The sequence below is a fragment of the Bacillus sp. FSL W8-0848 genome (genome assembly GCF_038007805.1).
In the GTDB taxonomy this organism is placed as follows: Bacteria; Bacillota; Bacilli; order Bacillales; family Bacillaceae; genus Bacillus; species Bacillus glycinifermentans.
The window spans coordinates 1,471,682-1,486,257 of sequence record NZ_JBBOYB010000001.1 but is presented as its reverse complement, the minus strand read 5'-3'; the positions used below and the strand labels follow the sequence as shown (position 1 = coordinate 1,486,257).

Below are 14,576 nucleotides of genomic sequence, written 5' to 3'. Positions count from 1 at the left end.
GAATATTCATACTTTTTACTTATTTTTCAGATCGGCGTTTAGAATTTTCGCTTTCCGATATATTTCGCAATTTGGCCGAGCGCCGTCCTTGCGCGGTTTTTCGGAAGCGTTTCGAGCAGGCGGAACGCTTTGTTCAAATACATTTCGCTGACTTTGAACGATTGTTCAATGGCATCGGTTTTTTTCAGCTCCTTGATCAGCGGCTTGATTTGTTCAGGCGTCGTTTCGCTGTTGACCAGCATGAGGCGCGCTTTCAGTTCGGGGGATTTCAGCGCATACAGCACGGGAAGCGTCACGTTCCCCTGCAGCAGATCCCCTCCGACCGGCTTGCCGAGCTCTTTTTCGCTTGACGTAAAATCGAGGATGTCGTCGATGATCTGGTACGACATTCCGACGTAATAGCCAAACCAGTAAAGCGTTTTGTGAATGTGTTCACCCGCTCCGGCGGCGATGGCTCCGAGCTGGCAGCTCGCCGCGATCAAAAGCGCGGTTTTCCGCTTAATCCGTCTTAAATACGTTCTCAGGTTTTGCTCCATATTATATTTATCTTTAATTTGTTCGATTTCTCCAAGACAAACTTCAACAAGCGCCTTCGACAAAATTTCGTGGGCTTTCGGCTCGTTTATTCTGGTCATCGATTCAAGCGAACGGGCAAATAAATAATCGCCTGTATACATCGCAATTCGATTGTCCCATTTTGCCTTAATCGTCGGCTTTCCCCTTCTGAGTTCGGCATCGTCGATGACATCATCATGGACGAGCGATGCCATGTGCATTAATTCCAATGAAACTGCGACATTTTTAATTTTGTTGATGTCGTATTCCCCGAACATGCCGCTCAGCAGGACAAAAACCGGCCTGATCCGTTTCCCCCCGGCCTGCAGCAAATGCAGGCTCGCTTCACTCAGCAAAGGGTAGTCGGAGTGTACGGTCTTTTCCAGCTCTTTTTCTATTAAATCAATATCCTCATTCAAAAAAGAATATAACGTTGTCAATTTCATATCGATTCACCCGAGTATTCCTGTAGTCATCATCGCTTCCAACCGACATGTGTAGCTGCTACACCGCCTGTGAACGGATGATATTGAACATTTTCTAACCCAGCCTTTTCAAATAAAGCGGCAAGCTCTTTCATGCCCGGAAATTCCCTGGCGGATTCCTGCAGCCAGGAATACTCTTTGAAACTTTTGGCAAAGAGCTTTCCGAATGCAGGCATGATAAACCGGAAATATAAATAGTAAAGCTGCTTGAAACCGATCATTTCCGGCTGGGATGTTTCAAGGCACACAACCTGGCCTCCGGGTTTCACCACGCGCGTCATCTCTTTTAATACGGTTAAATAGTCAGGGACATTGCGGAGCCCGAATCCGATGGTGACATAGTCGAACGTATTGTCTGCAAAAGGCAGCTCCATTGCATTGCCGTGGATCAATTCGATCTGGCTGTAGCTCTCTGTCTTTTGCTCTGCAATCGTCAGCATATTTTTGCTGAAGTCAAGGCCTTTGACCTCGCCCGACTTTCCGGCGGCCTCCGCGAGGGCGATCGTCCAGTCCCCGGTTCCGCAGCACACATCCAGCGCCTTTGCCCCTTCATGGACATTCATGATCTGCATCGTTTTGTCGCGCCATTTTTTATGCTGCCTAAAGCTGATCACGGAATTCATCCGGTCATAGTTTTTGTAGATTTTTTCAAAAACGCTGTGCACGCGCTGTTCTTTTGACTGCTCCATGAATGTTACCCTTCTTCCACTTTCTGATGATAGGCCGGTTTTCCGGATTTAATGGCTTCAAGCCGCTCCAAGAGCCATTTTTGAACGTCGGGCCGTTTGATGGGGCACCGGCTGATTTGAAGCTTTGCCTTTTCATAAGCTGCGACAGTCAATTGTTCGCATGAAGCCTGATCTTCCGGAAATTCCTCTTTTAAAATCGTCTCCAGCAAACGCGAATCCGTCCCTTTTTCTTCGGCGGCAAGCCGCTTATATACAAGAAAATCATTGGCTGCGGTCTTCCAGTGAGGCAAATAAAAGTGGTCGGCAAGATGATGAAAAAGTGCAGCTTCCACAATGCTGACGCTTTTTTCCAGGCTGGCTAAATCTTTTGCGGAATGATCATACAGCCTGATTTTGTGTTCGTTGATTTCTTTGATGGCCGCTGCCAGCGTCCGGATCATATAAATGTCCTTCATACCCGAAAGGAGGGAATAGTACATCCCGCTGAAATAATCCCCGGCCAAAACCGTCAGCTGACGGTTTTTATAGTCGTCCTGCTTTATCGAAGCTGCGGTCGTGACTTCATCATGGGTATCAAGGGCTGTTTGAACAAGCATCGCCGTTAAAATGTAATTTTCCTTGTCAACCTCTTTTACATCTGTTTCATCAAACAGAGCATAAAAAAGAAGCAGCTTATCCTCATCAACCTTTGGAGCGGTTAAATGCTTGGCTAAGTAAGGATGTGAAAGCTTTTTATTCAGCTCGATTTTCAAATGAGATAAACGTCCGTAGATGTCTTGCAAAGATATCACCCTTGTCCCAAAATTCGCAGTTTTTCTCTTGATTGCTTATGTAACTTTTTTAAGCGGAGAAAATTTAATTATATCATAATATGATGAAAATGAACGGCATATGCCTATCGGGAGCGGATAACGGCCGAACTATTTTCTGGATTCGCTCTTCATTTCGCCGTAAGCCGATTGAATGACGGCTTCCCCGCGGACTTTTATGGCTGAGGTATGCTCTGTAAACTGGCAGATCATCACTTCACCCTTGTCAAGTTTTTCGGAATGATGAAACCTCGTATCCGTGCCTCTTGTCAGACCGATCACGTTTACGCCGTCCTCGACGGCTTTTATCACGACAAAATCATTCGTTTGATTATTGATCATGTTCATCGCACACCTTTTCATTTTTAATCATGATGCTTAATAAGCTCCAGCACTTCGGAGCGGGCGGCTACGTCTTCCCTGAACGTTCCTCTTACAGCTGAAGTGACCGTTTTAGACCCCGGCTTTTTAACACCGCGCATCGTCATGCACATATGCTCCGCTTCTACGACCACCATCACGCCGTGCGGTGACAGCGATTCGACAATGCTGTCCGCAATCGTCGACGTAATCCGTTCCTGCAGCTGCGGACGCTTGGCAACCGCTTCGACGGCTCTCGCCAGCTTGCTGAGGCCCGTCACCTTTCCGCCCTTCGGAATATATGCGACATGCGCTTTTCCGTAAAAAGGGACGAGGTGATGCTCACACATTGAATAAAAAGGAATGTCTTTGACGAGAACAAGCTCTTCATGGTCTTCGCCAAACACCGTTTTGAAATGCTCTTTCGGGTCTTCGTTCAGGCCTGCGAACACTTCCGCGTACATTTTTGCGACCCGTTTCGGGGTGTCAAGAAGACCTTCGCGGTTTGGATCTTCTCCGATAGCTTCCAATATTTGACGAACAGCTTGTTCGATCTTTTCTTTGTTGATTTCGCTCATGTTTATATCCTCCAGAAACGCATACATTTAATTCAGATTCTAGCACACATCAGCTTAGAAAAGCAAAATGAAAGGCTTTAACCGCCGAAATGAGTACCGCCTGAAATATGCTTTTAAATATGAAAAGCCCCTTCTAAAAGGGGCTTTCCTGTGAAGAAATAATACGGTATGTATAACGCGCAAAACACGACCTATACATACATTATTTTCCTGCTACAGCGTCTTTAAGCGCTTTACCTGGTTTGAAAGCAGGTACTTTGCTTGCAGGGATTTCGATTTCTTCACCAGTTTGAGGGTTGCGACCTTTACGAGCTGAGCGCTCACGCACCTCAAAGTTACCAAAACCGATCAATTGAATTTTTTCACCGTTTTTAAGTGCATCTAAAATTGTATCAAAAACAGAATCAACTGCTTTAGTAGCATCTTTTTTAGATAGTTCGCTTGCTTCTGCAACCGCATTGATTAGTTCTGTCTTGTTCATGCCTTTCACCTCCTCCCAAAAGGTATCAATCAATAGATTATCATCATTTCTTCACAGTTCAACCTGTTTCTATACCTGTTTGAACAGAAATTTCAAATAAATATAGAAAAGGCGATTTACGGCTTTCGGCGAAAATCTTACGTTCAGAGGAACGATTGTCCAATAAAGTGAAGATTTTCTGTATGTAGATTAACACATATGATAAGCCATATCAAGCATTTTAAAGCTATGATCCCTTATTCGTCAAGGTTTAAGCACAATCATACGAACAAATATTCCTATTTTTCCTTTTTTCATCATTTTCTTGACTAAATTTCCAGCCGCCTATCCGTCCTTTTTCAAGCCAAAAAAAGACCTCCCGTATGATAAGAGGCCTTCCTGTTTATAAGATGATCGCAATCAAGCCGCCCGAGCCTTCATTGATGATTCGTTCGAGCGTCTCCTTCAGCTTGTATCTTGCGTTTTCCGGCATGAGGGACAGCTTCGCCTGAATGCCTTCTCTGACGATGGAGCTCAAGCTTCTTCCGAAAATGTCAGAATTCCAGATCGACAGCGGATCGTCTTCAAAGTCCTGCATTAAATACCTGACGAGCTCTTCGCTTTGCTTCTCCGTTCCGATGATCGGCGCGAATTCGCTTTCGACATCGACTTTAATCATATGAATCGAAGGCGCTACCGCTTTGAGCCTTACTCCGAATCTCGATCCCTGCCTGATGATTTCCGGCTCGTCAAGGCTCATGTCGGTCAATGCCGGTGCAGCGATTCCATAGCCGGTTTGCTTCACCATTTTCAAAGCATCGGACACCTGGTCATATTCCGTCTTCGCATGGGCGAAATCCTGCATCAGCTGCAAAAGATGGTCTTTCCCCCTGATTTCGACGCCGACGACTTCCCTTAAAATTTCATCGTACAAATAGTCCGGAGCGTATAAATCGATCTCTGCGATCCCCTGCCCCATCTCAATGCCGGCGAGGCTCGCCCGCTCGATAAAATCGAATTCGCTGAAGTGGCCGACGACGCGGTCGACGTCTCTTAATCTTTTAATATCTTTGACGGTTTCTTTCACGGAATCCTGATAGTTTTCGCGCAGCCAGTGATTTTCCTTCAGCACCATAACCCAGCTCGGCAGATTGACATTGACTTCGAGAACCGGGAATTCGTAAAGGGCTTCTCTCAGAACGCTTAAAACATCCGCTTCTCTCATGCTTTCCACGCTCATCGCAAGGACGGGGATGTCATACTTTTCCGTCAGTTCGCGTCTGAGCGCTTCGGTTTCCGGATGATACGGGCGGACCGAATTGATAACCATGATAAACGGTTTTCCGACTTCTTTTAGCTCATCGATCACCCTTTCTTCAGCTTCGATGTAATCCTGCCTCGGAATCTCTCCGATGGTGCCGTCGGTCGTAATGACCACACCGATTGTCGAATGCTCCTGAATTACTTTTCTCGTGCCGATTTCGGCCGCTTCGTGGAACGGAATCGGCTCCTCGTACCAAGGCGTGTTGATCATCCTCGGTCCGTTCTCGTCTTCATATCCTTTTGCGCCAGGGACCGTGTAGCCGACACAGTCAACAAGTCTTATATTCACATCGAGTCCGTCACTGACATGAACTGACATCGCCTGATTGGGAACAAACTTCGGTTCTGTTGTCATGATGGTTTTGCCAGCGGCGCTTTGGGGGAGCTCATCTTGCGCGCGCGCCCGGTCTGCTTCATTGTTGATATTCGGGAGCACCACTAGCTCCATAAATTTTTTAATAAACGTAGATTTTCCTGTGCGGACAGCTCCTACGACACCTAAGTATATATCGCCTCCTGTTCGTTCAGCGATATCCTTGAAAATATCGACCTTTTCCAAGTGATCCCCTCCCGGACTTCCAATCCTTTTCAATTTTTCACTTCTTCATCATTCAAAAACAGGACACTACATTGTATGACGTTGTCCTATTTCAATATGACAGCTCAGGGAAATTTTTTCGGCAGGCATGAAAAAACCTTTCTCCTTATTGTATGCAATGGAGAAAGGTTCATGACTAATTCATTCTACTGCAAAAAAACCGGCTCATTCTTGTCATTTACTGTATATTTCACTGAAAACGCAGGTACAAAGGGGCTTTCTTTCCAGATCAGGTCCTGGATCTCCTCGCCCGGCTTGACGGTCTTCCCTGATTTTTCGATCAGTTTGGCTAAATCCACTCGGTAATCCACTTGGATGTCGCCATTTTGATCGACGAGAAGAGGAAGGGAGGTGCCCGTTAATGGACTGGTGACCGAAGGCGCGTCCTTCAGCCCCAGTTTTTTATAATCAAGCATAAATAAATGTTCGGCTACGACTTTTTGATAGGGAGGATACCGGTGCTGTTCTTTGTACATGTCGACCCGGAGCTTCAGGTCGCGGATTGCTTCGGACATTTTGACGTCTATGAGCTTCACAGTCGGGTTGTGTTCCACGTCTACGAGAACATACAAATATTCCCCTCCGTTTTCGTAGGAAGTGCCCGGCGGTTCAGCCAAATAGCGCGGAGACAGCCTGTTAAAATCGATAGGGTATTTTTGATAGATTGGAACTGACATATCTCTCGTTTTAATCGGGAGAAGCCCTCCTGTCGCCTTTCTGAACTCATCTACCGCCGCCTGCACCTCGCTCAGCTGCTGTTCATAGGGGACGCTGTTTTGCGCCTTTCTTTCTTCAGGGTATAAACACCCGCTTAACAATATTGCTGTGAATATAAATGCGAGCAATGCGTTTATTTTTTTCATATGGATCTTCCTTTTAAGCATTAGTCATTGACAGGGCCGCTGAAGACAACGATAAAGACGATGACGCCGGATATGAGCATGCAGGTATACGCCAGGAACGAAGCGGCGATTTTCAAAAAACGGTTTTTAAATTTATACCTGCTGATGTAAATGGCGATCACCGCTAAGAACATCAGGCCCATCGATCCCAGGGCAAACCACATTTTTAACATGCCGACACTCACGCGAATAGCCCTCCTTCTCTATCATTCTCTTGCGATGTAAGCGTTATATTTCATTTTATATAAGAAAAACCAGAAGTTCAACTGATCTGCACCCTGTCAAGTAGACAGTGGAAATAACTAAAACACACTAGACGGCTTTAGCCCTGTATTCCACTGGGCTGAGGCCGTTTAGTTTTTCTTGTAGACGATCGTGGTTGTAAAAGTGGATATATTCATCAATTGCGCTTTGAAGTGCCTCAAATGTCTCGTACGAATTCCGTCTGTATTTCTCGCATTTTAATTTCCCCCAAAACGACTCAATGGGGCCGTTATCAATACAGCGGCCGACGCGGGACATACTCTGTGTCATATTTGCGTTTTCAATCATCCTTCTAAACTGGTGGGACGTGTATTGAAAACCTCTGTCGCTGTGAAGGAGAGGACGTGCGTTTGGGGCTGCCTCAAGCGCTTGGTTCAAGGTTTTAAACACAAGGGCGTTATTATTGGATTTCCCCAGCACATAAGACACGACCATTCCCTCATGAAGATCTAAAATGGCACTGAGGTACGCTTTCCGATGGCCGTATTTTAGCTCTGTCACATCAGTCACCCATTTTTGATTTGGTTTGTCCGCTTTAAACTCTCGATTCAGGATATTTTCGGACACATGTTGAGGCGTCGCTTTGCCGTAACGTTTTTTCTTCCGCCGAATGACACACTCCAGCTTGGCAATTTTCATCAGCCGATAGATGCGCTTATGATTGAGGCGCTCTTTAAAGCGGCGGTTCATGTTTAAGGTCATTCTGCGGTATCCGTAGATACCGCCAATTTGTTCGTGAAGTAGCGCCATTTTGGCGATAATCTTTTCATTCTGTTTTTCTCTCGCTGAAGGTACTCGGCTCCTCCATTTGTAATACCCCTGGCGCGAAACTTCGGCAATCTCACATAACATTTGGACAGAAAAGCCTTCTTTTCGATTCAGCTCTAAAATGGCGAGATATCGATCTTCGTACCGAACCTGACTTAGAACCGCCTCCTTTTGATCTCTTCCAACTTTTTTAAGAACGCATTCTCTGCGCGCAAACGCTCATTTTCCTGTTCCAGCCGTTTGTTTTCCCGTTGAATTTTTTCTTCAGGTGTCAGTTCTTCTTCGGTTTTGCGTTTCCCTCGGTTGTCTTTTAAGGCCTCTTCTCCGCCTTCTTGATACTTTTTCACCCATTGATACACCTGTTGGTAGGAGACTTGATGAATCTCCATTGATCTGGCGTAGTCCTTTCCATGAGCTAGACAATCCTTCGCAATCTCAATCCGTTCTTCCAATGAAACGTTCTTCCGTTTGGTCATCAAACGATTCCTTCCTCTCCCGCTGTCTTTTAACGTTTTATGACCATTATAAAGCTCAACCCACTTCATGAGTACGGATTTACTGGAAATCTTATATTTTCTCGAGATTTCTCTTTGAGAGTAGCGTCCGGATAAGAAGTCTTTCACGGCATTGTATTTTAATTCTGCGGGATAGAACTTATGGCGCTTTGAACGTTCCAAACTCTCCACACCCGCCATATCATGCGATGTTCTCCATTCACGAATCGTTTCGGCATGAATGCCATATTTTTCTGCGATCTCCTTCACCGAATTATTGCCCTGATCACATTCTGATAGAATATTCAATTTTTCTTCTTTTGAAAACCATTTTCCAGCCATGAAAAAACTCCCCCAAGGCAAACAGATTTTTTTATTTCATCTGTCTACCTTTAGGGGAGCATATCAAACAGCTTTTCCAATTTTTGAAGCGCAACAAAAACCGCAAAAAAAAAAAGCCTGAAGCAAAGAGGGGGACTTTGCTTCAGGCTTGATAATGATGACTATATAACCCAAATGATAAGATACAGCTCTTCCAGACTTCGATTCTATTTTATGCAAGCCTTCGGACAAATGTATCCTCTCTTGCCCAGGTCTCCAAAATGTTTCAGTTTTTAAAACAAACTGCAGGAGAGCGGAAAATATGGTGTGCCGGTCATTTCATTTGGTTTTCGAATGTATTCACAAGATCTTCCATCTCGTGGGTTTTGACTCTTGCCATTAATGATTCGACAGCAGTCTCAACTTTTTTGCCGTCAAACAAAACCTTATGCAAGGCTTCTGTAATCGGCATATTGACATGATACTTCTTTGCAAGCTGATATGCCGCCTTTGTTGTGCGTACCCCCTCAACGACCATCCCCATTTCATTCAGAACTTCTTCAAGTTTGAAGCCTTTACCCAGCATATTACCGGCGCGCCAATTTCGTGAATGGACACTCGTGCAGGTGACGATCAGGTCTCCGATTCCCGTAAGTCCGGAAAACGTTAGCGGATTTCCGCCCATTTTCGTGCCTAAACGGGCAATTTCGGCCAGTCCTCTCGTAATCAACGCGGCTTTCGCATTATCACCGTACCCGAGGCCGTCTGCGATTCCCGCGGCAAGGGCAATGACGTTTTTTAATGCGCCGCCGATCTCAACGCCGATGATATCCGGATTTGTATAAACGCGAAAATTCTGATTCATAAACATATCCTGTACCGCCTGGGCAGATTCAAGGCATTTCTTCGCCGAAACGGTTACAGTTGTCGGGTGTCTCAATCCGACTTCTTCGGCATGGCTCGGGCCGGAAAGGACGACGATATCCTCCCTCATGTCCTCAGGGATTTCCTCTTCCATCATCTCCGAAATTCTCAGCAGCGTATCAGGCTCGATGCCTTTTGATACATGGACGAAAATTGCCTTTTGTTTGATAAAAGGAATCGCCTTTTTTAGAACTTCGCGGATCGCTTTCGTCGGAACGGCGACGATGATCGTTTTCACATCGGTCAATGCCGTTTGCAAGTCCGTCGTTCCGCAAACCTTTTCAGGCAGTTTGACGCCTGGCAGGTAGTCTTTGTTTTCATGCTGTTCATTGATTTGCCGTATCAGTTCTTCGCGATGCCCCCATACGCACACATCGTACTGGTTGTCCGCCAAAACGAGCGCCAATGCTGTTCCCCAGCTTCCGGCCCCTAGCATTGCTACTTTAGTCATTTCATTACACCTCTTTATTTTCTTGCTCTTGCAAAAATCTTGATGGGTGTTCCTTCAAAACCGAATGCGTCCCGTATCCGGTTTTCCAAAAACCGTTCATAAGAAAAGTGCATAAGCTCCGGATCATTGACAAAAACGACAAAAGTCGGAGGCTTGACCGACACTTGGGTCGCATAATAAATCTTTAGGCGCTGCCCGTTGTGGGTCGGCGTCGGATTCATGGCGACCGCATCCATAATAATATCATTAAGGATGTTGGTTTGCACCCTCATCGCGTGGTTTTCGCTTGCCGTGACGATGGCGGGCATCAATGTATGGATCCGCTTTTTGGTCAATGCGGACATGAACAAAACAGGCGCATAGTCTAAAAATTGAAAATGTTCCCTTACATTTTGTTCAAATTCCTTCATCGTACGCTCGTCTTTTTCCACAGCGTCCCATTTGTTTACAACGATAACGACGGCTTTCCCGGCTTCGTGGGCATAGCCGGCAATCCGCTTATCCTGCTCAATAATGCCTTCCTCGCCATCCAAGACGACAGCTACGACGTCTGAACGGTCGATCGCCTTTAACGCCCTGAGAACGCTGTATTTTTCTGTTGACTCATATACCTTTCCTTTTTTCCTCATTCCGGCGGTGTCCACGATGACGAATTCGCGCTGATTGTACGTAAATTTCGTGTCAACGGCGTCCCGCGTCGTTCCGGCAATATTGCTTACGATGACGCGCTCTTCCCCAAGCATGGCGTTGACAAGCGACGATTTGCCGACGTTCGGCCGTCCGATCAGGCAAAATTGAATCACTTCATCATCGTATTTCGTCTCAGGCAAGTTTTTAAAATGCTCGCTGACAGCGTCAAGCAAATCGCCGAGACCGAGACCGTGCGTACCGGAAATCGGATACGGCTCGCCAAAGCCGAGCGAGTAAAAATCGTAAATGTTCGCTCTCATTTCCGGGTTATCGACTTTATTGACCGCCAGAACGACCGGTTTTTTTGTCCGGTATAAAATCTTGGCCACCTCCTCATCGGCCGCCGTGACACCCTCGCGTCCGTTTGTCATAAAAATAATCACATCGGCTTCCTCGATGGCGATTTCAGCCTGGTGGCGAATCTGCGCCAAAAACGGCTCATCTCCGACTTCGATTCCGCCGGTATCAATCAGATTAAAGTCATGGTTCAGCCATTCGGCCGAGCTGTATATCCGATCCCGGGTCACACCGGGTGTATCTTCCACAATCGAAATTCTTTCACCCGCAATCCTGTTAAAGATTGTGGACTTCCCAACATTGGGCCTTCCAACTATGGCTACGACAGGTTTTCCCATAGTACCCTTCCTTTCAAGTCTCTTCAAAGCATTCTTTTCAATATTCATCGTGAAGAAAGAAACCCTTCTTTTCTTATACAGAAGGGCTTAACTCATATATTATATCAATTTCTAAAGAGATCACAACTCTAATTAAAAATGTTTCACAATCAAAAAGAGGTCATCTCCTATCCCGTGAGCGATTCCGTCTAGAATGGCTTCGAGATTTTTGGCATACTTGTTCATTTCTTCGGCATCATCGCAATAAAACACGGCTGTTCCGCCAATGACGCGGTCCTTCCTTGTCGTGACGACCGCCAAAATATAGTTTTGAAGTGAAATCGAATCGCTCATCGGATCACCTTACCATGCTTTTCTTTTATAAACTCCATCGGGAGGCGTATCGCGTTTTCCAGCGTCGGAACGTCCCCGATCACCCTGATGGCCGTCTTTTTATCCTTAATGGCAGGAAGAACGAAAATCGCAACCCGTCCGTCATTTAAATCCCTTTTTGCCAAAGGCGTAAGGGACGGCTCGCCTGAATCGCGGTACACCCCGAGCACATTTGACACATCAAACAAGATAGCCTGCCGCTGTCCGAGATTTGCGAGGGTGACGGCTGAATTAAAATTTTTCGGTTTCAGGACAAAGCCCATTCCGTGCTCCAAAATGAGCTTTTGCTTTTCGGGAATCCCGATGTTCATAATGTAAATATCGTCTACATAAAGCCCCTGGCCGTCAAAGTGCAACGGTTTATGTTCAATGTCTGCAATATGCTTAATAAAACTTCCTGACATCAAGATTCGGCCGATGATAATACAGATGAGCGCCGTCCCAAGCCCGGCCCATACGGATTTAAAAAGGATGTATGCCAAAGTCGTCAGAAGCGATGTAAAAATGACGATGTAATTCCTGCTTTCAAAAGCGATCGCAATCCCTTCTATGTACGTGCTCCCTCTTGATACAAGCTCATAGCCGTCGAGCTGTGTCAAGGTTTCCCTTTCCATATTGCGGACATCCCGGAATTGGGTCGCAGCCAGCGTCAAAAACGTAATGGCTGTATAATCCGATTTTAAAATGGACGGAATGATGACCGCTCCGATTGCAGCAGCGATCATCGCCTGGGCAATATGTATCGTTTTCCCGTGAAGATAAGTCGGATATTGGCGGTAATCCGTCCTCAGCATATACACTCTGACGACAATCCCGGCGATAATACCGAGGATGATCGGATAGGTAAATTGACTCATGACATTTTTGTTGCTCCTTTGTTCAATCGCTTCCATTTTTGGTGAATCTGATGGACGAGACGTTCGTACTGGGAGACGCCGTAAAGCAAAACAATGCCCGCCGAACACATTGAAAGCCACGAATATCCTCCGACAACCATGCCATCATAAAGCTTCCTGATGATGAGCGAATACAGCAGCTCTCCCTGGCACATTCCGAGCACAAACAGCGCCAGGCGGTTCACGAAGCTTTTTTCAAATGCCGCGGTCATGATCACAAACAGGATGATGATCAGCCACTCAGGCTTTAGGATAAACCAAACAGGATCATATAATGCAAAAAGAAACAAAAATCCGTAAGCAAACACCATTGAAAGATGCAAAAGCAAGCACCTCATGTTTTTATGGATCGCCGCATACCCGCCGAGCATATAAGCACCGGCGTAAAACAGCAAATAGGCGGCATTAAAAAACAAGACGAGTCGCACCTGATACATACTTAAAATGATGTTGAGCAAAATAAATGCCGAGGTAAAAAAACGGGTTTTGTTTTTCTCAAGAATAAAAGTGGTCAAAACCCACAAAAACCACATCGACCAATAATAATAGAATTCTTCCATCATTTCATCCTCCATGTTTAGTATGGGGGGATGAAAGACATTTTAAACATCGATAAGGAGGGTCATACGTTGGGAAAAGACAGGCAGGAAAAGACAGGCAGGAAAAGAAATTGAAGAAACAAAGGCGCACCGAATCTGACCGCGATCAGTCCATCAGCCATAATGGGGCTACCTCCCTTGAAAGTGCAGAAGAAGCGCGCAGGCGAAATCCATAAACGGCCGACGTCCTAAAGATAAACCGCCTGGGCAAAAAGGTTTGATCCGCCCGTGATGACGGGCAGATTCCTTATGGGGTTCCGATAAACAAAAAAACTCCTCCGTACGCTGCTTTGCCTCTTGTCAGCGCATGGAGGAGTTTTACAATGTCTCACGGTACACGGCTTAACGCATGCTGTAGGTTGAAGGGTCGACTCCCCTTGCTTTCAGCCAATGATACGTATCCCCTTTTAAAACGAGAGGGGATTTTTTTAGCTCTTCTATCGTTCGGCAGCCCAATACCGTCATGATTCTTTTGAGATCCTTTATGAGGCCGGCGATTTCTTTAACTAAAGCATCCTCGCCGGACGATGTCAGCACTTTAAGGAAATATCCGGCCATTCCGGCCGCCGAAGCTCCTAAGGCGATCGATTTTGCAAGGTCAAGGGCGTTTTGGATTCCTCCTGAGGCGATCACCGCCCGGTTCTGAAAAGCGGAACTCACCTCTGCAATGCTGGCAGCCGTTGATATGCCCCATTGGTTAAAAAAATCAACCGCTTTATCCCTGCGCAAATTTTCGATTTCAGAAAAATTCGTTCCGCCGTAGCCGCCGACATCAACCGCAGCAGCCCCCGCCTCAAACAGCTTGGCAGCTGTTTCCCTGCTCATCCCGAATCCGACTTCCTTTACAGAAACGGGGACGCCGACAGTGCTGCAAATCTCCTCAATTCGGCGCAGTCGTCCGGAAAAGCTGCGGTCACCTTCCGGCATCACGATTTCCTGAATGACATTGAGATGAATCTGAAGCATGTCTGCTTCGATCATATCTACTGCTCTTTGCGCCTGTTCTACCGTCGCTTCGCTTCCTAAATTAGCGAAAACGAGGCCCTTCTGGTTTTCCTTTCTGACAACCTCATAAGAAGGCCGTTCGCCGGGGTCTTTCAAAGCGGACATTTGCGATCCGACAGCAACCGGTATGTTCGTTTCTGCAGCGGCTCTAGCCAGCGCTCTGTTGATCTCAAGCGTAGTCTGTCCTCCTCCGCCTGTCATCGCATTGATAAAAATAGGCGAACTTAAGAACAGTTCGCCTATTTTTGTTGCAGTATCAATTTGTGACAATGCCGTTTCCGGAAGGCTGACGTGAACAAACGTGATATCATCGAACCCTGTCAGGCGCTTTTGTCCCGTGGACAGGGCGTGTTCAATGTGTGCTTTTTTTCTCTCTGCTCGCGTCACCATCATCACCA

Annotated in this window: 16 protein-coding genes and 1 pseudogene; 1 reads left to right on the top strand and 16 read right to left on the bottom strand. The window is 46.2% G+C overall.

Annotated elements, in window-relative coordinates; translation table 11 throughout:
* Positions 1-38: 38 nt before the first annotated feature.
* The 15 genes from hepT to NSQ39_RS07680 form a co-directional block, all read right to left on the bottom strand.
* Positions 39-1,001 (bottom strand): heptaprenyl diphosphate synthase component II, encoded by a 963-nt coding sequence (gene hepT, locus NSQ39_RS07750; protein ID WP_046129874.1) that lies wholly within the window; start codon positions 999-1,001, stop codon positions 39-41.
* Positions 1,002-1,030: 29 nt separating this feature from the next.
* Positions 1,031-1,729: a demethylmenaquinone methyltransferase gene (locus NSQ39_RS07745; RefSeq protein WP_046129873.1), complete on the bottom strand. Its 699-nt coding sequence runs from the start codon at positions 1,727-1,729 to the stop codon at positions 1,031-1,033.
* Positions 1,730-1,734: 5 nt separating this feature from the next.
* Positions 1,735-2,511: a heptaprenyl diphosphate synthase component 1 gene (locus NSQ39_RS07740; RefSeq protein ID WP_175077190.1), complete on the bottom strand. Its 777-nt coding sequence runs from the start codon at positions 2,509-2,511 to the stop codon at positions 1,735-1,737.
* Positions 2,512-2,649: 138 nt separating this feature from the next.
* On the bottom strand, positions 2,650-2,880 hold the full coding sequence (gene mtrB, locus NSQ39_RS07735; protein WP_046129871.1) for a trp RNA-binding attenuation protein MtrB: 231 nt from the start codon (positions 2,878-2,880) through the stop codon (positions 2,650-2,652).
* A 23-nt stretch (positions 2,881-2,903) separates the two neighbouring features.
* Positions 2,904-3,476 (bottom strand): GTP cyclohydrolase I FolE, encoded by a 573-nt coding sequence (gene folE, locus NSQ39_RS07730; protein ID WP_046129870.1) that lies wholly within the window; start codon positions 3,474-3,476, stop codon positions 2,904-2,906.
* 202 nt (positions 3,477-3,678) lie between these two features.
* A complete protein-coding gene (gene hbs / locus NSQ39_RS07725; protein WP_003183006.1) occupies positions 3,679-3,957 on the bottom strand; it encodes a non-specific DNA-binding protein Hbs in 279 nt (92 codons plus the stop codon).
* A gap of 382 nt (positions 3,958-4,339) precedes the next feature.
* Positions 4,340-5,818 (bottom strand): stage IV sporulation protein A, encoded by a 1,479-nt coding sequence (spoIVA, locus tag NSQ39_RS07720; RefSeq protein ID WP_046129869.1) that lies wholly within the window; start codon positions 5,816-5,818, stop codon positions 4,340-4,342.
* Positions 5,819-6,003: 185 nt separating this feature from the next.
* Positions 6,004-6,720: a hypothetical protein gene (locus NSQ39_RS07715; RefSeq protein ID WP_046129868.1), complete on the bottom strand. Its 717-nt coding sequence runs from the start codon at positions 6,718-6,720 to the stop codon at positions 6,004-6,006.
* Positions 6,721-6,740: 20 nt separating this feature from the next.
* Positions 6,741-6,932 carry a DUF2768 domain-containing protein gene (locus tag NSQ39_RS07710; RefSeq protein ID WP_202049443.1) on the bottom strand — a complete coding sequence of 64 codons (192 nt, stop codon included), beginning with the start codon at positions 6,930-6,932 and terminating at the stop codon, positions 6,741-6,743.
* Positions 6,933-7,071: 139 nt separating this feature from the next.
* Positions 7,072-8,627, bottom strand: a protein-coding gene (locus NSQ39_RS07705; RefSeq protein ID WP_231947364.1) for an IS3 family transposase whose coding sequence is annotated in 2 segments (ribosomal slippage) — positions 7,072-7,970 and positions 7,970-8,627 — 1,557 coding nt in all. Because the reading frame shifts where the segments join, the coding sequence is not laid out codon by codon here.
* Positions 8,628-8,940: 313 nt separating this feature from the next.
* Positions 8,941-9,981 (bottom strand): NAD(P)H-dependent glycerol-3-phosphate dehydrogenase, encoded by a 1,041-nt coding sequence (locus NSQ39_RS07700; protein WP_046129866.1) that lies wholly within the window; start codon positions 9,979-9,981, stop codon positions 8,941-8,943.
* Positions 9,982-9,995: 14 nt separating this feature from the next.
* Complete coding sequence (gene der, locus NSQ39_RS07695) at positions 9,996-11,306, bottom strand: ribosome biogenesis GTPase Der (protein WP_046129865.1); 1,311 nt, start codon at positions 11,304-11,306, stop codon at positions 9,996-9,998.
* Positions 11,307-11,438: 132 nt separating this feature from the next.
* Positions 11,439-11,639, bottom strand: coding sequence for a capping complex subunit for YIEGIA (locus NSQ39_RS07690; protein ID WP_046129864.1), 201 nt, complete (start codon positions 11,637-11,639; stop codon positions 11,439-11,441).
* Complete coding sequence (locus tag NSQ39_RS07685) at positions 11,636-12,535, bottom strand: YIEGIA family protein (RefSeq protein WP_046129863.1); 900 nt, start codon at positions 12,533-12,535, stop codon at positions 11,636-11,638. The genes NSQ39_RS07690 and NSQ39_RS07685 overlap by 4 nt, the downstream gene beginning before the upstream one ends.
* Positions 12,532-13,134: a YphA family membrane protein gene (locus tag NSQ39_RS07680; RefSeq protein WP_046129862.1), complete on the bottom strand. Its 603-nt coding sequence runs from the start codon at positions 13,132-13,134 to the stop codon at positions 12,532-12,534. The genes NSQ39_RS07685 and NSQ39_RS07680 overlap by 4 nt, the downstream gene beginning before the upstream one ends.
* Positions 13,135-13,220: 86 nt before the next feature.
* Here NSQ39_RS07680 and NSQ39_RS07675 point away from each other — a divergent pair.
* Positions 13,221-13,349: pseudogene (locus tag NSQ39_RS07675) on the top strand (YpzI family protein); the annotation flags it as partial.
* 166 nt (positions 13,350-13,515) lie between these two features.
* On the opposite strand, the gene fni reads toward NSQ39_RS07675, so the two are convergent.
* Positions 13,516-14,565 carry a type 2 isopentenyl-diphosphate Delta-isomerase gene (gene fni / locus NSQ39_RS07670; protein ID WP_175077311.1) on the bottom strand — a complete coding sequence of 350 codons (1,050 nt, stop codon included), beginning with the start codon at positions 14,563-14,565 and terminating at the stop codon, positions 13,516-13,518.
* Positions 14,566-14,576 lie beyond the last annotated feature (11 nt).